Origin of the sequence: Mycobacterium noviomagense (genome assembly GCF_010731635.1) — a bacterium.
Lineage (GTDB): Bacteria > Actinomycetota > Actinomycetes > Mycobacteriales > Mycobacteriaceae > Mycobacterium > Mycobacterium noviomagense.
Genome location: NZ_AP022583.1, coordinates 1,810,607 through 1,835,536, shown reverse-complemented (window position 1 = coordinate 1,835,536; position 24,930 = coordinate 1,810,607). Strand labels below are relative to the sequence as shown.

The window sequence follows — 24,930 nt, the reverse complement described above, 5'->3', positions numbered from 1 at the left end:
GGACGTATTTTCGTGCTATATCGTCCCTGGTAATTCCGACAAATGGGGCATGTGACACGCCGGCCCGTGGCAGCATTCGAACAAACGTTCTATAGATTGCGGATGTCTGGAGGTGAGGCGATGGGTACCGATGCTCTGGCACGGCTGCGGTATGCGATAGCCGCGACCAGATTCGGCGGTGGGCAACGGACAATCGCCTCACGGGTGCGGGCAATTCGCATGCAAGCGTTCGAAGATGTCACCGAAGCGCTTGGGACTGAAGACCGTCAGCGAGTCGAGGATCAAGCCGCCGAGCTAACGGACAGTGGAATCGATGCCGTCCTTCTTGGCCAGGACGGCTATCCAAAGCGTCTCGCGTTATCGCCGCAGGCGCCCGCCGCCCTTTTTGTCAAAGGCCCACTTGAATTGCTTGAACAGCCCGCGATTGGCATGTGCGGTTCACGGCATGCGAGTTCCGAAGGTTTACGCGCGGCACATGCATGCGCAGACGCGGTGTCTCGTCGCGGATACACCGTGGTATCTGGATACGCAAAGGGCGTCGATTCGGCGGCTCATTCAGCAGCGCTCGCGAGCGGAGGCACGACTGTCATCGTGCTCCCCGAAGGCATCAACCGATTCCGCATCCGGCGAGGTGAGTTTCAAAAGCTCTGGGACCCACAAAGAGTAGCGGTGGTTTCCCAGTTCGCCCCCGATCAGAAATGGTTCGCTTCCGGTGCAATGGTTCGCAACACCGTGATCTCCGGCTTGAGCCAAGCGCTCGTGGTCGTAGAAGCAGGTGAGACCGGTGGAACACTGGCCGCGGGTGAATACGCTCTACAGCGCGGTCAGACCGTGTGGACCCTCCAGCTTTTCGATGCCCCTGCCGGCAATAAGCTTTTGATAGACAACGGCGCCAAGGTCATTCGTAGCCGGAATCATCTCGAGGCGGCTATCGATGGTATCGATGGGGACGATTCCAGACAGCTCACCTTAATGTGATACGGCGCCCGGTGCGGCGCCAGACGCAACTAGGTTCCACGGCGTGAAAGTGGCCACATGGTGACCACAATCTGCCCACAGTTACAGATCATCACTGCTGTGAAGTACTCTGCTGTGTCCCGCAGGTCAGATCGCAGATACGTCCGTGATCCACGGTCCAGGTTCCCCTTTGCAAAGCAGAAGTCAGGGGTTCGAATCCCCTAGGCTCCACTAGGCTCCACAGTTGCGATGTCTCGGGACATCGTGCACATGTGTCTTGGGACATCGTTCACGGTTTTGGTTGTGGTTGGTAGTCCTTGGTCGGGTCGAGGTGAAGCTCGCGCAGTAGTTTTCCGTCGGTGGTCGCGACCCGGATGTGTCGGTCGTGAATTGGGACCAAGACGTTAGTGCCGGCGTGTCTGCGGCTCCTATGTGGTGTAGGCGGCTGTTGTGGCGCATGGTGAGCTTGCCGTTGCTGTCGATGCGGTCGTGGCGAATGCGGTAGTTGCCGGCGTGCAGTGGGCTGCCGGTCGGAGTTGCTTTGGGTCGCGTGAGCCTGCTGCGGGGTGCGGCGTCCTAGTGCGCGGTGTGGGCGCACGGTGTTGTAGTAGGCGCGGAAGGTGTCGAGCTGGGTTTGTAGTTCGGTGAGGGTTGTGGCTCGGGGCTGATGGGCGAGCCACTTTTTGAGGGTTTGGTGGAAGCGTTCGATCTTGCCGCAGGTCTGTGGATGTAGGGGCGGCAGTGGCGAAAGCTGATGCCGCGGGCATGCAGGGTGACTTCTAGGGCGACGCGACCGGTGCCGCGGTAGCGGCCGGTGAAAACCGCGCCGTTGTCGCTAAGCAGGCTGGCCGGATTGCCGTAGGCGGCAACGGCTTGGTCGAAGCTGTTGTTGATGTCGCGGGCCTTGAACACCAGTCGGGCGTCGCTGCCCACGCATAGCCGGGAGTGATCGTCGAGGATGTTGAGGATCTCAACGTCAGTGCGGTCGGCTAGTTGCCAGTGGGTGATGTCGGATTGCCAGCGTTCGTTGGGTTGCTCGGCCTGGAAGCGGATATAGCTGCTTTTGGGGCGTTTGTGCGGTTGAGGGGTGACAAAGCCGCGGGCTGACAGGATCCGCCAGATCGTCGACACCGCGGGGCTGACACCGTGGCGTTGCTGAAGGTGAAACGCGATCGTCGCCGCGCCGGCCTCATGCCCATCGCGTTCCAGTTCTTTGCGTAACGCGACAATCGAGTCTTCGATGTCTTTGCCGGTGCGGTTGGGACTATGAAGCGGCCTGCGTGGGCGTGGTTGCAGGCCCGCATCGCCCTCGGCGAGGTAGCGCTCGACGAGGGTGATCACCCACCGTCGAGAAACCCCGTAGTCGCGCGCAACCTCACTTTTACTTCGCCCCTCGACCAGTACGGCCGTGACCACCAGCTGCGACATTCCCATCGCTCAACCCTTGTCTTCGGGTGTGAACGATGTCCCGAGACAGCTGTGAACGATGTCGTGAACTCAGACACCCTAGGCTCCGCAACGCGAGATCTCAAGCGCGGCAACTGGTCACGGCTTGGGTTGCACATCGACGCTCGGCGGTCGCGGCGACGGCTCCGAACGCGACGAACGGCGGCGAACCACCGAGAAAGCGACCGCCCCGGCGGCGAGCCCGGCGGCCGCGGCGATTCCCGCGATAACCCAGGGACGCCTGCTGCGGCGCTGAGACCGCCGCGCCTGCTGCAGGGCGGCGGGCAGCCCGGACACCACCTGTTGAGCGGCGGCCAGTTCTTGGGCGATGGTCTCTTGGGCGGTCGCCAGTTCACGCGCCAGCCTGCCCTCCCGGTAACGCCTGCGCACGTTGGCCGCGCCCGACGCAGCGGAGTGCAGACCCAGCCCGACGACACCTCGGGTGACATCCACCGGCCCGACAGCCGTGTATGTCAGGCCGCGGGTCAGCCGTTGTCGCGGGGTCAACCGGGTTGCCGTCTTCAGGCTCATCACGCCCCTTTCTGTCGACCGTGCGTCCGAACCTCCTCAGACTGCCACCATCGCGGCGTCTGCGCGTCGAATGCGGTCGGCTGCGCGTGTTGTGCCGCAGCCGCCGGTGTCACTGCGGCTTGCGGGACCCGGTGCGGGTGCCCCGAACGCTAATGGCAGACTCGGATGTCGTGACTACCAGTCCCATTCAGACCGCCACGGCCACGCTGCACACCAACCGTGGTGACATCAAAATCGCCCTGTTCGGCAACCACGCTCCCAAGACCGTCGCCAACTTCGTGGGCCTGGCGCAAGGCACCAAGGAGTACTCGAGCCAGAACGCATCCGGCGGGACGTCGGGCCCGTTCTACGACGGGGCGGTCTTCCACCGGGTGATCAAGGGCTTCATGATCCAGGGCGGTGACCCAACCGGCACCGGTCGCGGCGGTCCGGGCTACAAGTTCGCCGACGAGTTTCACCCCGAGCTGCAGTTCGACCGGCCCTACCTGCTGGCGATGGCCAACGCCGGCCCCGGCACCAACGGCTCGCAGTTCTTCATCACCGTCGACCGCACACCGCACCTGAACCGGCGGCACACCATCTTCGGCGAAGTGGTGGACCCCGAGTCTCAGAAGGTGGTCGACGCGATCGCCAACACGGCCACCGACGGCAACGACCGGCCGACCCAGGCGGTCGTCATCGAATCGGTCACCATCGCGTGACGCGGCTCAGGTGACTTCCGGTCCGGCGTAACCGGCGTCGGTCAGCGCGTCGAGCACCTCCAGCGGATCGGTGCCCAGATCCCAGCGGGAGAAGATGCGCAACTGATCGTCGTCCGTCTCGATCTCCAAGAGCCGGAGTTTGCGCCCGATGCGACGGAACTCCACGATCCGGATGATCTTGACCTGGGGCCGGCGCAATAGCTGCGTTCGCCACCAGCCGCGGACGACGAGGCCGTCCGGGGCGATTGCCAGCCGCGGGCGTGCGCGCCAGGAGACGACCGCAAACAAGATCAGACCCGCCGCGGCAATACCTGTGAATATCCTGCCGGGGAGGTCTGTGACCAGTGTCACACAGCCGATAGCCATCAACACGCCAGCGCCACCATAACCAGCGATTCCGGCCGTCCGCGGCGCCCATTCAGTTTGCTGCACGCGTCCCCTAGACCCTCTCACCATAGCCGATGCGGTTATCCACAAGCGCTATCAACAATGGGGATGAATCACATCGATGTGATTGGGTAACGGTGAAGTTGCCAGCCCAGTAACGATCGCCAGCCGAGATGAATTCAACATGGCGCACGGGTTACTCAGTGCCAACGCATTGTGAGCAACAAGCCGGTGATCATGAAAGCAAAGGCGATCGCGTAGTTCCACGGCCCCAGCTCCGACATCCAGTTCAGCGCCGTGGGTGCCGTCGACCCGGCCGCGGCCAGTTGGAACACCATCAGCCAGATCAGCCCGATCAGCATCAGGCCGACGAACAATGCGACGAACCACGCACTAGATGGCCCGGCCTTGACCTTGACCGGCGTCCGGCTCACCGCGCCGACGGTGAAGTCGTTCTTCTTGCGGACCTTCGACTTGGGCATTGATACCTCGGAGATGCGGGTGTGACGATAGCGACTGAACGCCGCCAGCATTCTTCGGCTACGAGATTAACGCACGCGTGAACGGAGGGCCGATGACCAGCCCGGTGCAGCGCCGGTCACCGTGGCGCTTCGGGGTGCCGCTCGTGTGGTTGTTGGCCGGATTGCTGCTGGCCGCCACCCACGGCGTCTCGGGGGGCAGCGAGATCCGCCGCAGCGATGCCCCGCGCCTGGTCGACCTGGTTCGTGAGGAGCAAGCGTCGGTGGATCGGCTCACCGCGGAGCGCGACGGGCTGGCCGCCAAGATCGACTCCACGCATGGCCGGTCTGCGGACACCGCGTTGGCGGCAATGCAGGCTCGCTCGGCTCAACTTGCCGGTGAGGCCGGCCTGGAACCGGTGCACGGGCCCGGTCTGGTGGTGACCCTCAGCGACGCCCAGCGCGACGCGAACGGCCGCTTCCCTCGCGATGCGTCGCCCGACGACTTGGTGGTGCACCAGCAGGACATCCAGGCGGTGCTCAACGCGCTGTGGAGTGCCGGCGCGGAGGCGATCCAGATGCAGGACCAACGCATCATCGCCACGTCAGCACCGCGCTGTGTGGGAAACACGTTGCTGCTCAACGGGCGTACCTATAGTCCGCCCTACACGATCACCGCCATCGGCGACGCGGCCGCCATGCAGGCCGCGTTGGCCGCCGCTCCCCTGGTCACTCTGTACAAGCAGTACGTGATTCGATTCGGCCTGGGCTACGACGAGCAGGTCAAATCCGATGTGCGGGTCGCCGGGCACAGCGAGCCGGTGCGCATGCATGTCGCCAAGCCCGCCGGCCCACTGGGCTACTGAGCCCGGCCATCACACCGGCGGTAGCCTGACCAGGTGCGGATCTTGGTCGTCGACAACTACGACAGCTTCGTGTTCAACCTGGTGCAGTACCTCGGCCAGCTCGGCGTCGAGGCCCAGGTGTGGCGCAACGACGACGCCAGGCTGGCCGACCAAGATGCCGTCGCCGCCGACTTCGACGGGGTGCTGCTCAGCCCGGGCCCGGGCACACCGGAGCGCGCCGGCGCGTCGATCGGCCTGGTCCTTGCCAGCGCCGCCGCCCGCACTCCGCTGCTGGGTGTGTGCCTGGGGCACCAGGCGATCGGTGTGGCATTCGGCGGCACCGTCGACCGTGCCCCCGAGCTGCTGCACGGCAAGACCAGCAGCGTGTTTCACACGAATACCGGTGTACTGCAAGGACTTCCGGACCCGTTCACGGCGACGCGCTACCACTCGCTGACGATCCTGCCGGAAACGTTGCCGCCCGTGCTCGAGGTGACGGCTCGCACCCGCAGCGGGGTGATCATGGGCGTGCAGCACACCGAGCTGCCGATCCACGGGGTGCAGTTCCACCCGGAGTCCATCCTCACCGAGGGCGGCCACCGGATGCTGGCCAATTGGCTGGCCTATTGCGGGCAACGCCTCGACGACGGCCTGGTGCGTCGACTGGAAAGCGAAATCGCCGCTACCGTGCGGCCGTTGGCCGCTACTGACCGAACTTCAGCGTGATCGCGCCGTCTTTGTTCACGCCCTGGCCCGGCGCCGGGCTCTGATACACCACGCGGTTGTGCTTGTCGCCGCCAGCGTCCACGTCGGCGCCCTTGACGAGTACGCCCGTCCACCCCAGCGCGCGCAGCTGCGGTTCGGCTTCGGTCCAAAACAGCCCGGACAGGTCGGGCATCACGAACTGGTTGCCCTTGGAAACCTGCAACTCGATCACCGAGTCCAGCGGAACCGTCGCGCCCGCAGGTGGATTGGTGGCAATCACCTCACCGGCCGGGCGCGGGCTGTCGACCGGGGATTGGCTGATCTTGGTGAACCCGTAGACAGTGAGGTTCTTCTGCGCGAGGTCGACCGTTTGGCCGGCCAAGGGCGGGACCTCCTTGGTCGCGGGCCCCGACCCCACGACGATCGTGATCACGTTCGTGATCGCCGACGTCTGGTTGGCCGGCGGATTGGTTGCGACCACACGGCCTTTCAGTTCCGGGGTGGACGGCGAGCTGACTTCCTTGAACCGGCCGAACCCGGCGGCTGTGAGCTTCTTGACCGCATCGGCGTAGCTCAGCGAGGACACGTCCGGCACCTCACGCTGTTCGGGTCCGGTCGAGACGTTGATGGTGATCTCGTCGCCCGCGCCCACCGACGCGTTGGCTGTCGGCTCGGTCCCGATCACGTGGTCGGGCGGCACCGTCGAATCGGGCTTCTGCTGTGTGCGCGTCTTGAAGCCCTTGTTTTGCAGCGCGGCGATCGCGTCGGCGGAAACCTCGCCGCGCACGTCGGGCACCTGGACGCTGCGGGTGTTGCCGCCGAACGTGTTGATCAGAATCGTCACCACCACGGTCAACACCGCCAGCACGGCCACCGCGATCAGCCAGCGACCCACCGAGCCGGTGCTGCGGTCGCGGACGAAGTCGAGTTGCTGCCGCGGTAGCGGATCGGTCTGCGGTCCCGCCGGACCGGTCGGCGACGACGATGCCAGCAGCGACGTCCGCTCGGCGGCGGTGAGGACCTTCGGCGCTTCGGGCGGCTCACCGTTGTGCACCCGGATCAGATCCGCGCGCATCTCCGCAGCGGTCTGATAGCGGTTGTCGGGGTTTTTGGCCAGCGCCTTGAGCACGACGGCGTCCAGGTCCGCCGAGATGCCCTCGTGGCGTTGCGACGGCGGAATCGGGTCTTCGCGCACATGCTGGTACGCGACCGCGACCGGTGAGTCCCCGACGAAAGGTGGCTCGCCGGTGAGGATTTCGTAGAGGACACAGCCCAACGAGTAGACGTCGGAGCGGGCGTCGACGGCGTCGCCGCGGGCTTGCTCGGGCGAGAGGTACTGCGCTGTGCCGATCACCGCCGCGGTCTGGGTGACGCTGTTGCCGCTGTCGGCGATCGCCCTGGCGATACCGAAGTCCATCACCTTGACCGCGCCGGTCTTGCTGATCATGATATTCGCCGGCTTGACGTCGCGGTGGATGATGCCGTGCTGGTGGGAGAAGTTCAGCGCCTGGCAGGCGTCGGCTATGACCTCGATAGCACGCTGGGGCGGCATCGGGCCCTCGGTGTGCACGATGTCGCGCAGCGTGATGCCGTCGACGTACTCCATCACGATGTAGGGCAGCGGGCCGGCGGGGGTTTCCGCCTCGCCGGTGTCGTAGACCGCGACGATGGCCGGGTGGTTCAGCGCGGCGGCGTTTTGCGCCTCGCGCCGGAAGCGCAGGTAGAAGCTGGGGTCGCGGGCGAGGTCGGCGCGCAGCACTTTGACCGCCACGTCGCGGTGTAACCGCACGTCGCGGGCGAGGTGAACCTCCGACATGCCGCCGAAACCGAGGATTTCGCCCAGCTCATAGCGGTCAGAGAGGTGCTGCGGGGTAGTCATTGCGGTATCTCAGGTCGGGCCGCCGACGCGGGCTGGTGCTTGCGTGAGCGGGGCGGCCCGGCTGGCTCCGATTGCCCGGCTGAATTGGACCTGCGTGCTCTGCCGTCCAGGATTACCTGTCGGCCCCCGATCCGTCCAATCGGACGGCGTCGCGGGGGCGGAGCCGCTGCTGGGCGGCGTCCCGGTATCGGTGACCGTCGGGGTGGACTGCTGGGGCTGCATGTTCTCGTTGTGGGAGTTGATCACGATCAGCACCGCGATGATGATCGCCAGCGCTCCCAGTACCCCGGCTGCCCACAGCAGCGCACGCTGGCCGGGGGAGAACGTGCGCCGCGGCGGTGGCGGACGGTGCCCAGTGGTGGCCGGCCGCGGCCGACGGGCGGCGGGAGCGCGGCCGGTCGGGTTGGCGGCGACTCGCGAGGCGGCGCTCGAGGGAATGGACGCGGGGGTGGCCCGGCCGGTTTGGTTCGGTCGCGGTGGGCGACGGCCGGCACGCACGGCGGCGACGGCGTCGGCGAATGGTCCCCCGCTCTTGTAGCGCAGCTGCGGGTTCTTGACGAGAGTGATCTCGATGAGCTCCCGCACGTTCGGTGGCACCTCGCTGGGCAGCGGCGGTGGCGGCTCTTTGATGTGCTTCATCGCCACCGTCAGGGCACCGTCACCGGTGAACGGCCGCCTGCCCGAAACCGATTCGTAGCCAACGACTCCCAGCGAATAGACGTCGCTGGCCGGTGTCGCTTCGTGACCGAGAGCCTGCTCGGGTGCGATGTATTGGGCGGTGCCCATGACCATGCCCGTTTGAGTGACCGGGGCGGCGTCGACGGCCTTGGCGATACCGAAGTCGGTGATCTTCACCTGGCCGGTCGGGGTGATCAAGATGTTGCCGGGCTTGACGTCGCGGTGCACCAGCCCGGCCGCGTGCGCGACCTGCAGAGCGCGCCCGGTCTGCTCGAGCATGTCGAGGGCGTGGCGCAGCGAAAGCTTGCCGGTGCGTTTGAGCACCGAGTTGAGCGGCTCGCCGTTGACCAGCTCCATCACCAGGTAAGCGGTGCGACCCTCGCCGTTCATGGTGGTTTCGCCGTAGTCGTGCACGCTGGCGATGCCCGGGTGGTTGAGCATCGCCGTGGTGCGGGCCTCGTTGCGGAACCGTTCGAGGAATTCGGGGTCTTGGGAGAACTCCTGTTTGAGCACTTTGACCGCGACACGGCGGCCCAGCCTGCTGTCCACGGCCTCCCACACCTGGCCCATGCCGCCGGTGGCGATGAGCCGCTGCAGGCGATAGCGGCCAGACAGCGTCACACCTACTCGCGCGGTCATGGTCCTCCCTGCAGCGCAGCCTCGATCACGGCCCGGCCGATCGGCGCGGCGAGGGCGCCACCGGTCGCGGATAGCCGGTCAGCGCCGTCCTCTACCAGTACCGCGACTGCCACTTTCGGTGTGTGCGCCGGTGCGAAGGCGATGTACCACGCGTGCGGCGGAGTGTTGCGCGGGTCGGTGCCGTGCTCAGCGGTACCGGTCTTGGATGCGATCTGCACGCCGGGGATGGCCCCTTTCTGCTGTGTGACTGTCTCGGCGCCGACCATCAATTCTGTTAGCTTAGCCGCGACCTGCGGGGAAACTGCACGGCGCTGCTCATGCGGGGCGGTGCTGCCGAGGTTAGCCAGGTCGGGCCCTTGGAGGCTGTTGACCAGGTAGGGCTGCATGGTGACCCCGGCGTTGGCGATGGTCGCGGCCACCATCGCGTTCTGCAGCGGGGTGAGCGCGACGTCCTTCTGTCCGATACTCGACATTCCCAGCGCGGCGGCGTCGGGAATCGGGCCGACGGTTGATTCGGCCACCTGCAAGGGGATGGGATCCGGGGGGTCGTCGAACCCGAACGCCTGGGCGGTGCTGCGCAGCGCGTCGACGCCGGTGCCGATGCCAAGCTGCACGAACGCGGTGTTGCAGGAATGGGCGAATGCCTCGCGCAGCGACACCGTCGCCTCGTTGCCGCACGGTATACCGCCGAAGTTCTGCAGGACCGCGGTGCTGTCCGGCAGCGGAATGGTGGGCGCGGAGGTGAGCTGGTCGTCTTCGGTCACGCCGGCCTGCAGGGCAGCGGCGGTGGTGATCACCTTGAACGTCGACCCCGGCGGGTACGTCTCCGCGATGGCGCGGTTGGTCAGCGGGGAGGTTGGGTCGTCACGCAGCCGCTGCCAGGCCTGCGATTGTTCGTCGGCGTTGTGCGACGCCAACAGGTTGGGGTCGTAGGAGGGCGATGACACCATCGCCAGGATCTTGCCCGTCGACGGTTCCAGCGCCACGACGGCACCTTTGCACGGGCCGCCGCAGCCCTGCTGCAGCGCATCCCAGCCGGCCTGCTGCACCCGCGGGCTGATCGTGGTGTCGACGTTGCCGCCGCGCGGGTCGCGGCCAGTGAAGAAGTCGGCTAGCCGGCGGCCGAACAGCCGCTGGTCGGAGCCGTTGAGCACCGGGTCCTCGGCGCGTTCCAAGCCGGTGCTGGAATACCGCAGCGAGTAGAAACCGGTAATCGGCGCGTCCACAAAGGGATTCGGATACACCCGCAGGAACTTGAAGCGGTTGTCGGTGGCTACCGAGTAGGCCAGCAGTTGTCCCCCGGCGGTGATCTGACCGCGTTGGCGCGAGTACTCGTCGAGCAGGACTCGCTGGTTGCGTGGATCGGCCCGTAGCCCGTCGGCGGTGAACACCTGGGTGAAGGTGGCGTTGAGCAGCAGCAGCACGATCAGCGCCATCACGGTCACCGAGATCCGGCGCAGAGAGGCGTTCATACCCGCTCGATCACCTCAGTGCTGGCGGCCGCGATCGGCGCGGTGACGCGCGGCCGGGTGCGGAACGGGCGCCGCGCGGCATGCGAGATATGCACCAGGATCGCCAGCAACGCGTAGTTGGCCAGCAGCGACGAGCCGCCGTAGGACATCCATGGTGTGGTCAGCCCGGTCAGCGGGATCAGCGTGGTCACGCCGCCGACCACGATGAACAGTTGGATCGCCAGCGTCGAGGACAAGCCGGCCGCCAACAGCTTGCCGAAGCTGTCGCGCACCGCGATCGCGGTGCGCAGGCCGCGGATGATCACGATGGTGTAGAGCATCAGCAGGCTGGCCAGCCCCACCAGCCCGAGCTCTTCTCCGAAGGCGGCGATGATGAAATCGGTTGAGGCCGCGGGGACTGTGTCCGGCTGGCCGTTGCCCAGCCCGGTGCCGAAGATGCCGCCGGTGGCAAAGCTGAACAGTGACTGCACAATCTGATAGCCGCTGCCTTCGGGGTCGGCGAAGGGGTCCTGCCAGGTCTGCACGCGCAGCCGTACATGGGCGAAAACGAAATACGCCACAACGCTTCCCGCGGTGAACAAGGCCAGACCGATGACCACCCAGCTGAACCGCTGCGTGGCCAGGTACAGCATCGTCAGAAACGACGCGTACAGCAGCAGTGAAGTGCCAAGGTCTTTTTCGAAAATCATCACGCCCACCGAGATGACCCACGCGGCCACCAGCGGCGCCAGATCACGGGGTCTGGGCAAATCCATGCCGAGCACGTGCTTGCCGGCGCTGGTGAACAGCCGGCGTTTAGCCACCAGCACGGCGGCGAAGAAGATCAGCAGCAGGATTTTAGAAAACTCCGCAGGCTGAATGGAAAAGCCCGGGAACCGAATCCAGATCTTGGCACCGTTCTCCTCTGAGAAGGCCCGCGGCAGCAGCGCGGGGACCGCCAAGAACACCAAGCCGGCAACGCCGCAGATGTAGCCGTAGCGGGCCAGCTGGCGGTGATCCGGCAAAAAGCTCACCACCAGCGCGAAGCCGGTCACCCCGACGAGCGTCCACAGCATCTGCTGGTTTGCGCTGGGATGCGTGTGTCCGCCGATTGTGCCCTGCGCGATGTCGAGTCGGTGGATCATGACCAGACCCAGGCCGTTGAGTAACGCGACCACCGGCAACAGCAGCGGGTCCGCGTAGGGGGCGAAGCGTCGGACGACCAGATGCGCGCACGCGAACAAGGTCAGGAAGCCCAGCAGGTAACCGGCCAGGTCCCAGTGCAATCGGCGATCTTGGTTGGCCTGCACGATGACCAGCGCCGCCGCGGTGATCGCGGCGGCAAAGCACAACAGCAGCAGCTCGGCATTACGCCGATTCGGCAGCGGAGGTGTCAGCGCGACCGCCGGTTGGGGCTGAGTTGTCATGCCGCCGCCCGGCAATCGGTGCCCGGCTGAGGTGGCGGCGCATTCGCGGTGACGGTTGGCGCGGAGGTCGAGGGGGCTGTGGTTTCAGCGGATTCGGGAGATTCGGTGCGCGGCGCGGTGGTGGTGCTGGGTGCTGGGGCGCGGGCGGTTGCCTCCGGTGGTGATGTGGCGCGCGGCGCGGGACACGGCGGCAGGAGTGAGTTGGTTGACAATTCGCGCAACTGCGCAATGGCGTCGTCGAGACTTCCGGCGGGAAGCCCGGCCGACACTTGGGTACGTTCAGCCGGCCGCAAGTCGTCGAGCTTCATCAGGTGGCAGCCCAGTTGGCCTTGAGACTGGTCGTAGCTGATCTGGGACAGTTGGTTGCCGGTCAGGCAGCCCAGCAGGTACGGCTGGTGCAGCGGCAGGCCCAGTATCGAGCCCTGAATGCCGCGCATGATCGCGACATTGCCGTTGTATCCGGCGACGTAGTAGTTGTTGCGGATGACGGCTCGGGCGACCATGAGGCCGGCCAACACAAGCAGCACCACCAGCGTGATCGCGATCGCCATGCGCCGCCGCGAATGCCGCGGACGGGTAAATGTATCCGCTTGCGGCAGAACTCGTTTCGCAACGTCTTTGCGCGGGCTGATGGCGGAGGCCCGGCCGGCGGCGGTGTTGGGCCGGGTCAGTTGGTCCTCGTCGCCGGAGACCGCGCCCGCGACAATCGGCTGCGTCGGGCCGTAGTCGTAGTCGACGACATCGGCGACCACCACGGTGACGTTGTCGGGTCCGCCGCCGCGCAAAGCTAATTCGATCAGACGGTCGGCGGCCTCGCTGACGTCGGGGATCTTGAGGGCCTCGAGAATGGTTTCGTCGCTGACCGGGTCGGACAGTCCGTCCGAGCACAGCAGGTAGCGATCACCGGCGCGTACCTCGCGCATGGTCAGTGTCGGCTCCACCTCGTGTCCGGTGAGGGCCCGCATGATCAACGAGCGCTGCGGGTGGCTGTGGGCTTCTTCCGGGCTGATCCGGCCTTCGTCGACCAGTGTCTGCACGAAGGTGTCGTCCCTGGTGATCTGTGTGAGCTCGCCGTCGCGCAGCAGATAGCAGCGCGAGTCACCGATATGCACCAGCCCAAGCCGATCGCCCGCGAACAGGATCGCGGTGAGCGTGGTGCCCATCCCCTCCAGTTCGGGCTCCATCTCAACCTGCGCCGCGATCGCTGAATTACCTTGCTGCACAGCGTCGTAGAGCTTGCCGAGTAAGTCGCCGCCAGGCTCGTCGTCGTCGAGCTGAGCCAACGCGGCGATCGCCAGCTGGGACGCCACTTCCCCGGCGGCATGACCGCCCATGCCATCGGCCAGCGCGAGCAGGCGCGCCCCGGCATACACGGAGTCTTCGTTGTTGGAACGGACCAAGCCGACATCGCTGCGAGCGGCGTAACGCAGGACCAGTGTCACGGGCGCAACTCGATTACCGTTTTGCCGATCCGAACCGGGGTTCCGATCGGAACTCGTACCGCCGTCGTCACCTTCACCCTGTCAAGGTAAGTGCCGTTGGTCGATCCTAGGTCTTCGACATACCATTCGGAGCCACGCTGGGTCAGCCGCGCGTGGCGCGTCGACGCGTAATCGTCGGTCAGCACCAGGGTGGAATCGTCGGCCCGTCCGATCAGCACCGGCTGTCCGCTGAGGCTGATGCGTGCGCCGGCCAGCGATCCTTCGGTGACCACCAGATAGCGCGGAACGTTCCGCCGCTGCCGCGACGGCATCAGCGTGCCGCGGAAGGTCAGGCCGCGGCGCACCATGACCGCGCCGGTGGGCGCGTAGATGTCGGTGCGCAGGATGCGCAGCACGGACCAGATGAAAACCCACAACAACAACAAGAACCCGGCACGCGTCAGCTGCAGAACTAACCCCTGCATCTGGCGTCCTCTCCGTCCTGGCGCTGCGTGCGTCGCGCCCGCGATGCCGAGCACATCGGCAACGTCACGATACTTGGACGGCGGCCGACGCGGGGCGAAGCTCGATAGCTTCGCCGCGCGGTCAACTCACTGGAAATGGACGATGATCTCCGAGTGGCCCAGTCGGATCACGTCGCCGTCGGCCAGCTGCCATTCCTGCACCGGCGCGTTGTTGACGGTGGTGCCGTTAGTGGAGTTGAGGTCGGTCAGCAGAGCGACCTGCCCGTCCCAACGGATCTCCAGGTGACGACGTGACACGCCGGTGTCGGGCAGCCGGAAATGGGCGTCTTGTCCGCGGCCGATGATGTTGGTGCCATCACGCAGCTGATAGGTCCGGCCGCTGCCGTCGTCGAGCTGCAGCGTGACCGCCCTGCCGCTCGACGGGTAGCCGGTCTCGCCGTAGCCGCCGTACCCGCCGGCTGCGGCGGATTGGCCGTAGTCGTAGTCGCGGCCGGCGGGCTCGGCGTATCCGCTGCCGGGAGCGGCGTACACGCCGCCGCCGGGACCCTCGCCGTAGCCGCCGTAGTCGGGTTGGCTGTAGTCCTGGCGGCCATACCCCTGCCCGTAGCCTTCATAGCCGCCGCCGGGTTCGGGGTAACCCGCCCGCTGCGGTTGGCCGTAGCCGGCGCCCTCCTCAGCGCGAGCGGGGCCGCGGCCGTAGTCGTACTCGCCGTAACCGGGGCCGGCGGGCTGACCGTAGCCGCCTTGGCGGTAGCCCTGGTCGTAGCCGGACGCGCCGTAGCCGGCCGGTGGCCGCTGCTGGTAGGACGGCGGGTAGCCGCCCGGGCCCTGGTCGGGATAACCGCCCTGGTCGGGGTAGCGACCCTGGTCGCCGTAACGGCCCTGGTCGGGGTAGCCGCCCTGCTCATACCCGCGCTGATCGGAGTAGCCACGCTGGTCCGGATATCCGCCGTGCTCCGGGTAGCCGCCCTGGTCGTACCCGCGCTGGTCGTAGCCGCCCTGCTCCGGGTAGCCACCCTGGTCGGGATAGCCGCCCTGCTCCGGGTAGCCGCCGTGCTCTGGTGGCGGAGGCGGGTAGCCCGACGGCGGGTAGCCACCCGATTCCGGTGGATATCCGCCACGCGGTTCTTGCCCACCACGCGATTCCTGGCCACCGCGCGCATCCTCCTGCGGACGCCCGTAGCGGTCGTCGTAGTAGTCGTCGCCGGGCCGCCCCTGCCCCTGGCCCCCGCGATAGCTGGAATTCTCAGTCATTGGTGGTACTCCTGGTTCTGCGTGAAACGCACTATTTGATTGTGGCGGGGCGAAGTCACCGGGCGTCGGGCGGGGTTGGGCGTCGGGGTTGACGGCGCCGCGAGCGCGGTACTGCCCGGTGTGCAGGTTCGGCGACTGCTCGAAGCGGACAACCACATCACCATATGTTTGCCATCCCTGTTCATCGATGTATCCCGCCAAGTGTTTAGCAAAAGTCTCCGCTGTGACATCCGGATCGGCGCCGAGCGTCTCGTAGTCGTGCGCACCGAGGGTAATGATGTATTCGTTGGGCGCCAAAAGTTGATTGCCCTGAAGCGACCGTACCCCGTCAGCTGCCTCCCGGCGCAACATGGTTTCGACCTCTTCCGGGACGATCGAACCGCCGAACACCCGAGCAAACGCATCCCCCACGGTGGCCTCAAGTTTGCGCTCGATGCGCTGAACTAGCCCCTTCTGGCTACCCATATCCAGCGCGCGCCTCACTTGTCCTTCTATATTGCTGCTGCGGGGCAAACGGCTCCTGCGCGTGTCGCAACAGCTAATCTTCCTATTCAGCATGGTATCGGGCCGTCGTGCCGCTGCGGCACCTCAAGAACTCTGAGAATCCGATCGCTGCTGGTCAGCTAGCCTGCTCGGGCACCGGGCACCGCGACGACGCCAGGGCGGCGGTTGGGGGCTTCGGCTATTACAGTGGTAATCTCCTCCGGTTGCTCGGGCGAGTGGCGGAACGGCAGACGCGCTGGCTTCAGGTGCCAGTGTCCTTCGGGACGTGGGGGTTCAAATCCCCCTTCGCCCACCGAATCCGTGATGCGGTCGGCGTCGTCTACCGGATCGGACCGCTAGCCAGACGGCAGGGTTTGCGCCCACCGTTTGATCTCGGGCGTGACCGGATCACTGATCTCGCTGAATTCCGGATGCTTGTCGAGCACTCCGGCCACCATCGGGCACACCGCGACGATCCGCTTGCCGTCACGGCGTGTTGCCTCCAGCGATTCTTGCACCAAGATGGTCGCCAACCCGCGGCCGCCGAACTCGTCGTCGACTTCGGTGTGGTAGAAGACGCGCTGATCATCACGGTCCGCGACGGCGGCGTGGCCGACGGTTTTGCCTTCGACGGCGATCGTGTACTTGCCCTGCTCGGCAGTGACAGTGGTCGGTGCGCCGGTCTTGTCGGTCGCCATATTCGAGTCCTTTTCTATCCGGCAGTCGGCGGCGCGCCGAGCCGCGGGTTTCCGGATTGCTTACTGGTCCCTTTGGCCGCCGCGCGATAGGCGCCGATACCGCGACACTACCCGCGGGTGTGTGCTGCTGCGGCGGGCCGAAAACCCGTGGGCTTACTTGCGAGGCGGACGCAGCACCGTCATGGCTGCCCGCTTGACCGGCCCGGGTATCCGGTCTTGCATCGACAGCGCCGCGGCGGCGGCCCTGCTTCGCAGCAGCGTGCCGCGGCCGAACATCCGGTTGAAGGGGCCGCCGGTCGGCTCGATCTCGATATGCAGCGGCGGGCCGCCTTCGGTGGCCCCCAGCGCATGCGATATGACAATGCGCTGAATCTCGCTGGTGCCTTCAAAAATCGTGTACAGCTTCGCATCCCGATACCACTTTTCGACCGGATGGTCGGTGATGTAGCCCCAGCCGCCCATGGTCTGGATCGCGCGTTCGGTGGCTTTGACGGCCACCTCGCTGGCGGCGAGCTTGGACATCGAGCCTTCGCCTCGCTCGAAGGAGATCCCGTTGGCCGCCATCCAGGACGCGCGCCAGGTGAGCAGCCGCGCGGCGTCGATCTGGGTTGCCAAATCGGCCAGCGGAAACGCGATGCCCTGGTTGTCGATGATCGGTGCGCCGAACGCTTCGCGGCGGGTGGCGTAGGAGGTTGCGTATTCGAGGGCGGCGCGCGCGATCCCGATAGCCTGAGCTGCCACCATCGGCCGGGTTTGCTCGAACGTGCCTAACGTCGCTGAGCCGGAATGTCGCCCACCGGCGACCGCTTCGCGGGCCTTCGCCAGCTTGGCTTCGAGTTTCTCTTGTCCCCCAAGCAGATTGGCTTCCGGAACCCGGACCCCGCCGAACCGCAACTCGGCGGTGTGTGATGCCCGGCAGCCCAATTTGTCGAGCTTGCGCACCAACTGGAGCCCGGGCGTTTCCCCCGGCACCACGAACAAGGCTTGGCCGCGGTGGCCAAGTTCCTCGTCGACGACCGCGTTCACGACATGCACATTGGCGATGCCGCCATTTCCGATCCACATCTTGTGGCCGTCGATGATCCAGTCACCGCCGTCGCGGCGGGCGCGGGTTCGCAGATTGCGTACGTCGCTGCCGCCTTCGGGCTCCGAGATCGCCAGCGCTGCGAGCTTGAGGTCACCCGGTGTCCCGAAACACTCTGGCGCCCAGTGCAGCATCTGCTCTGGTGAGGCGGCCTGCCCGATCGCCGACAGCGCCAGCGCCGGCATCACGATCGCCAAACCTATTCCCGCGCAACCCCAGAACAGCTCCTCCATGAACATCGGCAACGACAGCCCTGTCGGGTCACCGATCAAGTCGCGGTAGAACAGCGGACTGTAGAAACCGCGCTGAGCCGCCTCCTCCAACACCGGCCATGGAAAATCTTGGCGCTGGTCGTAATCGAGGGCGACGGGGCGGATCACCGACTCAGCGAAATCGTGGGTGCGTCGGACCAGGTCATGCTGCGCGGCTGTCGGCGTTAAGTCGAAGGTCATCGATGCGTCCCTGCGTTGACTGGCGGCGCCGCCTGGGCGGCCGGTTCAGCCTAACCGCTGCCTTCGACGACAGGGACGTGTCGGCTGGCTCGGGCCCGGTTATGCGGCCGACCGGGGCCCGACCTGAGCCGCCGGCAAGTGAAACACCGTGACCGGCGCCGAAACGGCGTCGTGTTGGCGCCGGGCGAGCAGCGCGGCGTTTTCCGGTAGCTGCCGGGAGTTGATCTCGCCGGCAGCGATGCGGCGCAGGAGGTCGTGAGCGCGTGCGAGCTGGTCCCGCTTGCGGTACTGCCCACCGGGAAGCTTGACTCCCGCCCACACTCCGTATTCCTCCCGATGCTCGACGGCGTAGCGGGCACACAGCCGCTGCTGGGCCAACGGGCACCGGCGCAAGCACAGGAGCCGCGCCTCGGTCGAGGACTGCTCATAGGCGCGTGCCTTGGCGGCACCGTCTCCACCGTCGTCATCGTTGTAGCCGAACCACAGGTCTGGGTTCGCAGAGCAGGGATACCCCATGTGTCCGCCTTCTCGTCGCTCCGGGTGAATGCAAAACGTAGACAGAAGCGTATACACATCTGGCGGCACGCGCAAGCGAAACGTGACGAAACCGTATATCAAACTGTGGCGGGCGCCGCCTGTGTACTATCCGGATATGGCCGGAGGGCTACGGTGAGCCGCGAATCGGCGGGCGCGACCATCCGGGCATTGCGCGAGTCGCGCGACTGGTCACTAGCTGACTTCGCCGCCGCGACGGGAGTCAGCATCATGGGGCTGAGCTATCTGGAACGCGGGGCCCGCAAGCCGCATAAGAGCACGGTGCAAAAGGTCGAAAACGCGCTTGGCCTGCCGCCCGGCACGTATGCACGGTTGGTTGTCGCGGCCGATCCTGAAGCTGAACTTTCTCGTCTGACGGCGGTTGACTCGACGCCGGCGATGCCCGCTCGCCAGACCGAAGCGGTCGTCGTGGCGCGTCATGACAACACCGAAGTGCTGGAAGGCCACGCCGAAGCCCAACTCGAGATGCTCAACTGGTTGATCGACCGACTGCCGGCGACGACATCAGACGAATACGAGACGTATATTCTTTCTGTGATCGAACTGTGTGTGAAGTTCGAAATGTTGGCGGCCAGGTCCTGGCGGGCGGCGGTACACGCCCGTTCGGAGTCGGCGGGCCGGCTGATGGAGCATCTGCAGGCGCTAGAGGCGACCCGCACCTCCCTGCTCAGCCGGATACCGACCAGCTTGAGCGCCCGGTTCGATCGGGCGTGTGCTCGGTCGCCGCTGCCGGACGCTGTCATTGCTGCGTTGGTCGGGGTGACCTGCGAAGAGATGTGGGACATCCGCAATCAGGGGGTTATCTCGCCGGCTGCGCTCCCCCGCGTGCGGGCTTTCGCCGACGCAGTCGAGCCGGTCGGCGACAGCGGGACAGGCCCGGAGAGGTGGCACCCCAGTGAGCACCAGTGAACTGGAGATGTTGAGCCGCGCCCATCAACTGTTCGCTGGTGCGGGCCGGCTGGCGACCCCGGACACGACCAATGCCCCGTACGGCGGATTGTCTGATTCCCTCACCCCGCTGAACAGCGGTGAGGGGCACGACCGGTATCGGCTCGCGGTGCAAACGAGCCGAGACGTCCTGCGCTCGGCCGGCCGAACCGATGCAGCTATCGCCGCCGTCATCGCCGGCGCTCACCAGGATCATGCCCAGGCCCGTGAGCAGACAAGGAGTGTCCTCGATGAAGCGCGCGCCGACGCGTTGACGACACCTGTTGCGCCGATGGCCCAAAGGGAGGCGCTGCGCCGTCGCGTGGCGCGCCTGCGCGCGCAACGCGCCCACGTGATGTCGGCTCGCTGGCAGGCACGGCGACGGGCAGCGGCGCTGCGAGCCCTGCGATACCTGGCACTGCGCCACCGCGGTTGGAAGTCGGTTGCACTGCGCTTGCCGCCGCCGAACAGCCGCGCCGGAATCGCCGTGCGCGCAGCGCTGTCGCGGCTGGGCCGCCCGTACGTCTGGGGGGCAACCGGTCCCAGCCAATTCGATTGTTCGGGGCTGGTCCAATGGGCCTACGCACAGGCAGGAATCCACTTGGACCGCACCACTTATCAACAGATTCACGACGGGATTGCGGTACCGCGCTCTCAGGTACGACCGGGTGATCTGGTTTTCCCGCATGCCGGGCACGTGCAAATGGCCATCGGCAACGACCTGGTGGTGGAAGCTCCCTATTCCGGTGCCACAGTTCGGATCAGCCCGCTGGGCACCAATGTTGCGATCCGTCGCCCGCTTTTGTAACGGCTCGTTCGAATGTCGTCGGAAACCGCGTTTGATGGGTAGGTTCACCTCATGGCAGACCAAGCAGGACTGTCGATGACTGCGATTCAGGCCAAGCAAGCGGCGTTAGCCACGCAGTACGCCACGGTGAGCGATGCGGATCAAGTGCTGACGGAGGCGCTCGTCAGTGCCCATGCCGCGACGGTCGAGGGCGTCGCCCGCCTCGATGCGATCGCGAACGAGATCGAAAACGCTGTGGGAAAGCAGGCTGCACTCGGTCTCGATACGCCCGTCGGGGCGCGCGAATTTCAGAAATTCCTGGTCGCCAAGCAGCGCGAGATCATCGCGGTCGTCACGCAAGCACGGGAACTCGCCGCGACGAAAAGGGCTGCGCTGGAGGCATTGCCGGCCAACTACGCCGTCGCCGAGAACTCGTCTTAGTCAACGGCGAGACATTTGCCCAGGCGGGAGCTGAAGTGAATTGTCTGCGAGTGCCAGCCTGGGTACTGTCCCCGCCATGGCGGGGCCGCAGCATCGTTCGGAGCCGAGCGCTTCGGCCATGCCGCCGACCGCGCCGCGACTATCATCCGACCCGCAGCGCGGTGCCGCAGCCGATGCGATCAGAGACGCCGAAGTCGCGTTAGCACAACAGAATTCGAGTACCGCACAGCTGGATCTGCAAGTGGTCTCGGCGATTCTGAATGCTCACCAGAACACGCTCGACGGAAGCGATGCGTTGATCGCATTACAACGCGATGTCGAGGCCGCGGTACGCACGCGAACCGATCTGGACACCCCGGCCGGCGCACGTGACTTCCAGCGCTTCCTCACGGGCAAGCTGCGAGAAATCCGTGCAGTGGTGGCAGGCAACAGTCTCGACGACACCTCGAAGTCAGCGCTGATGGCCGCATGGACGTCGCTTTACAACGTCTCCACAGCCGGGCAGCGAAATCCGGCCGGCCAGCAGCCGGTGCGCTCCAGTGCCGTCGCATCGCGAGGAACCGGTGGTGACCCGCAGGCGTCCGATACTGGAGTGGACCCCTACCTGGATGCGCTGCTGGCCGACGACCCCGGGTCGCTTTCCGACGATTTGGCGGCGCAGGCGCCGTTGCCGGCACCGCCGATTGCGCCGGCGCTGCCCAGCTATCCCGGCTTTGGCGGTGGAGCGATGCCCACTGGAGGCGCGCTGCCGATGTCCATCCCGGGTCTCGGTATGCCCGGCGGGTTTCCGTTGGGTGGGCTGCTGCCGGACAGCGCAAAGGAACGGTCGCGAGAGGAGTTGGACGACGCGCTGCCTGCACCCGAAGAGCTGGCATCGAGCGAGCAACCCTCCCCCGACGAACAGGAGGGGGGCGGCGATGACAAGGCGGCTGAACCATCGCCCGCGCCCGAGCCGCAACCGGCTGGCCCAACGACGGTGACGCTGCCCACCGGCGAGACCGTCACGGCCGCCAGCCCGCAGCTCGCCGCCGCGATCAAAGCCGCCGCCGGCGGCACACCAATTGCCGATGCGTTCCACCAGCAGGGAATCACCATTCCCCCGCCCGGCACCGCAATCAGCGATCCGCTCGATCCGTCACGCCTCGCACCGGGAGATATCGGCATGTTCGCCGATCGGCACGCGCTCGCGCTCGGCAACAGCAAAGCGTTGCTGAACGGTCAGATTCAGCACATCTCCACCGTGAAGGGGCCGAGCTTTCTAGGCTGGGAGCACCCGCCGGCACCAGTGACGGCGGACGCACCCGCCAAGGCCGACCCACCGGCACCTACCCGGCCGGCGGTCGAGGTCGGTACGTCACCGTGACAGCCAGCGGGAACCGGCACAGGGCACAAAGAGTGCGCCGACGATGGTCGTGGGCGCTTCACGAGGAGATAGTGGATGGCAGATCAAGTTCGTGTGGTGCCGGAGAGCTTGCGCGCAGCCGCTGGGCATCACCAGGAAGTCTCCGACTACTTGCGCAATATCCCGTCGTCACACGGCGCCATTCAAGAAAGTCTGGACTCGCTCGGGCCGATCTTCAGTGAGCTGCGCGAGGCCGGCCGCGAACTGCTCGAGCACCGCCGGCGGTGCTATGAACAGCAAGCCGACGACCACGCCGAAATGGCGCACAACCTACGGGCGTCAGCCGACATGTGGGAACAGCACGAGCACGAGGCCGCGCGCAATCTGGGCAGCGTTGTTGACGACGGTCGATGACAGACCCCAACCCGAACTTCGACACCGTCCACCCGAGTGGGCACATCTTGTTCCGGTCCTGCCGGGGCGGGTACGCGCATAGCGTCGCGTTGAGCGAAGCGGCGATGGACACCGACGCGCAGACACTTGCCGAAGGGATACTGCTGACCGCCGACGTGTCCTATCTCAAGGCGCTGATGGAAGTCCGCAGCGAAATCGTTGCGGCTGGGCACACTCCGTCGGCGGAGGTCCCCACCGCCCATGACCTTGACGTCGCGATCGAGAAGTTGTTGGCGCACGAGCTGCAGCCCCGACGCGATACCGCGTGAGCCCACGCGGGTTCAGTGCAGCCAAGCCTTGACGGCGTCGGGATCCGGCGAGATGTCGGTAGGAGGCTCGATCGGGTTGGCGCCGAACAACTCTCGCGCGCGGGCCAGCAGCACGCGGACGTGGTCTAGCTGCTGTTGCAGCGCCGAATCGGTCACGCCCCCACGCTACTGCGACCATGTCAGCCGCACAATTCACCCAGCCCCGGGCACTTGCACCGAGCAGCGGCCGTCACTGGAACGGGTGCGGTTAAGGCGCCGCGCGCCCGCGAATACCGGTGATTAGGCCGAGCGGCCAGCGAACTGCGCGATCGCCAGATAACGGTAGGCTGTGCCGGTGGCGATCTTCGGTCGAACGGCGCGCCAGCGCCTCCGGAGAGCAACCCGGGAATCCCTCGCGATTCCGGCCTTCAGCTCTCCGGTTGACTGCACCCCCTGGGTGATCGGCGGGCTTTGGCCCGCCGAACTGGCGACGGTCAATGCTGAAACTGCCTCTGTCGCAGAGTATCTCAAGGCTGACCTACAGCGGATCGTCAAGTCTGCCAACGAAGAACTGATGCGGATCAGGCGATCGGCGATGGCTGAGCCAGCACGACAGGCCGAGGAGACACGAGTTATCAACGCGGCGCGCGCTTTTGCGGCTCGGCGAGTCGAGTCGACGGTTCGGCATCTGCACGGCATGAGACAGGAACAGCTCAGACCACATCCACGTCAAGGCCCCGCCCGACACACGGAGCTCACAGCCAGGACGCCGAGATTCAGGGTCGCCCCTCCGGCGCCGCCTGCGGTCAAGCCGCCTCCAGTTGAGCCACCCACGGTCGAGTCACCCCCCGAGGTCGAACCCACCGTCGAGTCGCCCGCCGCTGACGTCGGGGCGGTGCCGGACGATCAAGATCAGATGCCGTCCGAAAAGGTATCGACCGGCAAGCACGCGGCACCGGTCGAGGAACCGGAAGACACCGAATCCGAGACTGTGGGCATCCCGGTCCCGCCCGATGCAGCCGAGACTGACGTGACGGATGTTCTCGCGGCTTTGCCGCCGGAGCCGCCCGAGGTTGACGACCGCGAGCCCGAAGCCAAAGAGCCCGAGGCCGAAGAGCCCGAGGCTGTCGGCGCGGCGGCAAAACCGGAGCCGCAGGCCGTCGCCGTCCCGGAGGCCGTCGGGCCAGAGGACCTGACCGATATCGCGGAGCCTAAGGCCCGTGACGCCACGGATATCCGCGAACCTGCGGAGCCCGCAGACGCCGACGAAATAGAGCCGGCAAAGGCAGCCCCGGCTTCGCAGACCCAGACCGCGGACGTCACCGAAGTTTTCGAGGCGCAGGCCGCGGACGTCACCGATGTCTTCGAGGCACAGCCGGCGGAGACCACCGACGTTTTCGAAGCGGTGGCTGCGCACGACATGGGTGGCTTCGAGAAGCCGTCCCCCGCCGACACCGATGTCTTCGAGAAGGTGGCTGCAACGGAGGCTCCCGCCCGCGGCGCTGAGGAGGCGCCACCCGATGCGGAGATCGATCGCGAACGCTTGCAGCGGTTGCTCCAATTCGTCGCCCGCCAAGAGCCCGGACTGCGGTGGGCGGTCGGTGTTCGCGAAGACGGGGCCACTCTCGTCGTCACCGACCTCGCGTACGGCTGGATACCTTCAGGCATCACCTTGCCCGCGGGTGTGCGGTTGCTGGAACCCCGACGGCGCACCGGCAACGCGGCAGCGCTGCTAGGGAACACGACGGTCTCGGCGACCTACTCCCCCGGCGACTCGTTGGGCTGGGCCACCGACTTCGCCCTGACCGAGTCGTCACTGCAGCCCCGTGAGGTGCCGGAGGTCGAGGACCTCGGATGGCTGCTGAGCGAGGCCACCCACTGGCGCGACGGCCTGCCGCGCATGGTGCACACCTTGGCCAAAGCCGGCGCCGCGGGCACTGGGGTCGTCGAGGCCGAACTCGACGTGCTCCGCGTCCACCTCGACACCGCGCGATACCAGCTCCTGGCGCAGTACCCGGATGTCGAGCTCGCGCTGCTGCTCAACTGCCTGCTACTGGCGGCCACAGAAGGCATCGCCACCGGAGACCGACTCTCAGCGAACTATCACTTCGCCTGGTTCCAGGCACTCAGCGCCCCGCCGGCCAGCAGGTTCAGCGGCACTGCATGACATGACCGCAGCACAGGCCGCCGAACCGG

26 protein-coding genes, 1 tRNA gene and 1 pseudogene are annotated in these 24,930 nt (G+C 66.2%); 12 read left to right on the top strand and 16 right to left on the bottom strand.

The features are described from left to right. Positions 1-120 precede the first annotated feature (120 nt). Positions 121-978 (top strand): DNA-processing protein DprA, encoded by an 858-nt coding sequence (locus G6N15_RS08415; protein WP_163748002.1) that lies wholly within the window; start codon positions 121-123, stop codon positions 976-978. Between the two features lie 268 nt (positions 979-1,246). On the opposite strand, the gene G6N15_RS23145 is transcribed toward G6N15_RS08415, so the two are convergent. From G6N15_RS23145 to cwsA, 3 genes and pseudogenes are all read right to left on the bottom strand, one after another. After that, complete coding sequence (locus G6N15_RS23145) at positions 1,247-1,666, bottom strand: transposase (protein WP_232070438.1); 420 nt, start codon at positions 1,664-1,666, stop codon at positions 1,247-1,249. Positions 1,667-1,746: 80 nt separating this feature from the next. Continuing rightward, positions 1,747-2,385, bottom strand: a pseudogene (locus G6N15_RS08410) (helix-turn-helix domain-containing protein); the annotation flags it as partial. Positions 2,386-2,502: 117 nt separating this feature from the next. After that, a complete protein-coding gene (gene cwsA / locus G6N15_RS08405; protein WP_083088021.1) occupies positions 2,503-2,934 on the bottom strand; it encodes a cell wall synthesis protein CwsA in 432 nt (143 codons plus the stop codon). 152 nt (positions 2,935-3,086) lie between these two features. Between cwsA and G6N15_RS08400 the strand changes: the two genes are divergently transcribed. Further along, positions 3,087-3,635, top strand: a complete 549-nt coding sequence (locus tag G6N15_RS08400; RefSeq protein WP_083088018.1) for a peptidylprolyl isomerase — start codon at positions 3,087-3,089, stop codon at positions 3,633-3,635. Between the two features lie 6 nt (positions 3,636-3,641). On the opposite strand, the gene G6N15_RS08395 is transcribed toward G6N15_RS08400, so the two are convergent. Beyond that, entirely contained in the window at positions 3,642-4,067 is a 426-nt protein-coding gene (locus G6N15_RS08395; RefSeq protein WP_083088015.1) for a PH domain-containing protein, read from the bottom strand. A gap of 155 nt (positions 4,068-4,222) precedes the next feature. Continuing rightward, positions 4,223-4,504: a cell division protein CrgA gene (gene crgA, locus G6N15_RS08390; RefSeq protein ID WP_083088093.1), complete on the bottom strand. Its 282-nt coding sequence runs from the start codon at positions 4,502-4,504 to the stop codon at positions 4,223-4,225. A 92-nt stretch (positions 4,505-4,596) separates the two neighbouring features. Here crgA and G6N15_RS08385 point away from each other — a divergent pair, with 92 nt between their 5' ends. Beyond that, positions 4,597-5,346, top strand: coding sequence for a DUF881 domain-containing protein (locus G6N15_RS08385; RefSeq protein WP_083088013.1), 750 nt, complete (start codon positions 4,597-4,599; stop codon positions 5,344-5,346). A gap of 33 nt (positions 5,347-5,379) precedes the next feature. Next, positions 5,380-6,051 carry an aminodeoxychorismate/anthranilate synthase component II gene (locus G6N15_RS08380; protein WP_083088010.1) on the top strand — a complete coding sequence of 224 codons (672 nt, stop codon included), beginning with the start codon at positions 5,380-5,382 and terminating at the stop codon, positions 6,049-6,051. On the opposite strand, the gene pknB is transcribed toward G6N15_RS08380, so the two are convergent. From pknB to G6N15_RS08345, 7 genes are all read right to left on the bottom strand, one after another. Beyond that, positions 6,029-7,909, bottom strand: a complete 1,881-nt coding sequence (pknB, locus tag G6N15_RS08375; protein ID WP_083088008.1) for a Stk1 family PASTA domain-containing Ser/Thr kinase — start codon at positions 7,907-7,909, stop codon at positions 6,029-6,031. The two genes, G6N15_RS08380 and pknB, sit on opposite strands and share 23 nt — an antisense overlap. Before the next feature lie 9 nt (positions 7,910-7,918). After that, positions 7,919-9,226, bottom strand: a complete 1,308-nt coding sequence (locus G6N15_RS08370; RefSeq protein ID WP_083088006.1) for a serine/threonine-protein kinase — start codon at positions 9,224-9,226, stop codon at positions 7,919-7,921. Continuing rightward, complete coding sequence (pbpA, locus tag G6N15_RS08365; RefSeq protein WP_083087997.1) at positions 9,223-10,698, bottom strand: D,D-transpeptidase PbpA; 1,476 nt, start codon at positions 10,696-10,698, stop codon at positions 9,223-9,225. Before pbpA ends, G6N15_RS08370 begins: the two co-directional genes overlap by 4 nt. Then, positions 10,695-12,104, bottom strand: a complete 1,410-nt coding sequence (locus G6N15_RS08360) for an FtsW/RodA/SpoVE family cell cycle protein (RefSeq protein ID WP_083087994.1) — start codon at positions 12,102-12,104, stop codon at positions 10,695-10,697. The genes pbpA and G6N15_RS08360 overlap by 4 nt, the downstream gene beginning before the upstream one ends. Then, positions 12,101-13,546, bottom strand: coding sequence for a PP2C family protein-serine/threonine phosphatase (locus tag G6N15_RS08355; RefSeq protein WP_083087992.1), 1,446 nt, complete (start codon positions 13,544-13,546; stop codon positions 12,101-12,103). Before G6N15_RS08355 ends, G6N15_RS08360 begins: the two co-directional genes overlap by 4 nt. Further along, on the bottom strand, positions 13,543-14,010 hold the full coding sequence (locus G6N15_RS08350; RefSeq protein ID WP_083087989.1) for an FHA domain-containing protein FhaB/FipA: 468 nt from the start codon (positions 14,008-14,010) through the stop codon (positions 13,543-13,545). The genes G6N15_RS08355 and G6N15_RS08350 overlap by 4 nt, the downstream gene beginning before the upstream one ends. A 126-nt stretch (positions 14,011-14,136) precedes the next feature. Further along, positions 14,137-15,729, bottom strand: a complete 1,593-nt coding sequence (locus tag G6N15_RS08345) for an FhaA domain-containing protein (protein WP_163748000.1) — start codon at positions 15,727-15,729, stop codon at positions 14,137-14,139. Between the two features lie 248 nt (positions 15,730-15,977). On the opposite strand from G6N15_RS08345, the gene G6N15_RS08340 reads away from it, so the two are divergent. Beyond that, positions 15,978-16,060 (top strand) — tRNA-Leu (locus G6N15_RS08340). A 43-nt stretch (positions 16,061-16,103) separates the two neighbouring features. On the opposite strand, the gene G6N15_RS08335 is transcribed toward G6N15_RS08340, so the two are convergent. From G6N15_RS08335 to G6N15_RS08325, 3 genes are all read right to left on the bottom strand, one after another. Further along, positions 16,104-16,445, bottom strand: coding sequence for a GNAT family N-acetyltransferase (locus G6N15_RS08335; RefSeq protein ID WP_083088158.1), 342 nt, complete (start codon positions 16,443-16,445; stop codon positions 16,104-16,106). A 153-nt stretch (positions 16,446-16,598) separates the two neighbouring features. Further along, entirely contained in the window at positions 16,599-17,981 is a 1,383-nt protein-coding gene (locus G6N15_RS08330; protein ID WP_083088159.1) for an acyl-CoA dehydrogenase family protein, read from the bottom strand. 99 nt (positions 17,982-18,080) lie between these two features. Next, positions 18,081-18,497 carry a WhiB family transcriptional regulator gene (locus tag G6N15_RS08325; RefSeq protein WP_083088160.1) on the bottom strand — a complete coding sequence of 139 codons (417 nt, stop codon included), beginning with the start codon at positions 18,495-18,497 and terminating at the stop codon, positions 18,081-18,083. 153 nt (positions 18,498-18,650) lie between these two features. On the opposite strand from G6N15_RS08325, the gene G6N15_RS08320 reads away from it, so the two are divergent. The 6 genes from G6N15_RS08320 (at position 18,651) to G6N15_RS08295 (ending at position 22,755) form a co-directional block, all read left to right on the top strand. Then, the gene (locus G6N15_RS08320) at positions 18,651-19,445 is read left to right on the top strand and encodes a helix-turn-helix domain-containing protein (RefSeq protein WP_083088161.1); all 795 of its coding nucleotides are present in this window, start codon (positions 18,651-18,653) and stop codon (positions 19,443-19,445) included. Further along, a complete protein-coding gene (locus G6N15_RS08315) occupies positions 19,432-20,271 on the top strand; it encodes a C40 family peptidase (protein WP_083088162.1) in 840 nt (279 codons plus the stop codon). Before G6N15_RS08320 ends, G6N15_RS08315 begins: the two co-directional genes overlap by 14 nt. 51 nt (positions 20,272-20,322) lie before the next feature. Then, the gene (locus tag G6N15_RS08310) at positions 20,323-20,691 is read left to right on the top strand and encodes a DUF4226 domain-containing protein (RefSeq protein ID WP_083088163.1); all 369 of its coding nucleotides are present in this window, start codon (positions 20,323-20,325) and stop codon (positions 20,689-20,691) included. Positions 20,692-20,767: 76 nt separating this feature from the next. Then, complete coding sequence (locus G6N15_RS08305; protein ID WP_232070377.1) at positions 20,768-22,054, top strand: DUF4226 domain-containing protein; 1,287 nt, start codon at positions 20,768-20,770, stop codon at positions 22,052-22,054. Between the two features lie 75 nt (positions 22,055-22,129). Beyond that, the gene (locus tag G6N15_RS08300) at positions 22,130-22,447 is read left to right on the top strand and encodes an ESX-1 secretion-associated protein (protein ID WP_083088165.1); all 318 of its coding nucleotides are present in this window, start codon (positions 22,130-22,132) and stop codon (positions 22,445-22,447) included. Further along, positions 22,444-22,755 carry a DUF2694 family protein gene (locus tag G6N15_RS08295; RefSeq protein WP_083088166.1) on the top strand — a complete coding sequence of 104 codons (312 nt, stop codon included), beginning with the start codon at positions 22,444-22,446 and terminating at the stop codon, positions 22,753-22,755. Before G6N15_RS08300 ends, G6N15_RS08295 begins: the two co-directional genes overlap by 4 nt. 12 nt (positions 22,756-22,767) lie before the next feature. Here G6N15_RS08295 and G6N15_RS22720 read toward each other — a convergent pair whose 3' ends face one another. Continuing rightward, positions 22,768-22,911 carry a hypothetical protein gene (locus G6N15_RS22720; protein WP_169922521.1) on the bottom strand — a complete coding sequence of 48 codons (144 nt, stop codon included), beginning with the start codon at positions 22,909-22,911 and terminating at the stop codon, positions 22,768-22,770. 718 nt (positions 22,912-23,629) lie between these two features. Between G6N15_RS22720 and G6N15_RS08290 the strand changes: the two genes are divergently transcribed. Beyond that, positions 23,630-24,901 (top strand): DUF5631 domain-containing protein, encoded by a 1,272-nt coding sequence (locus G6N15_RS08290; RefSeq protein WP_232070376.1) that lies wholly within the window; start codon positions 23,630-23,632, stop codon positions 24,899-24,901. The last annotated feature ends 29 nt before the right edge of the window (positions 24,902-24,930 follow it).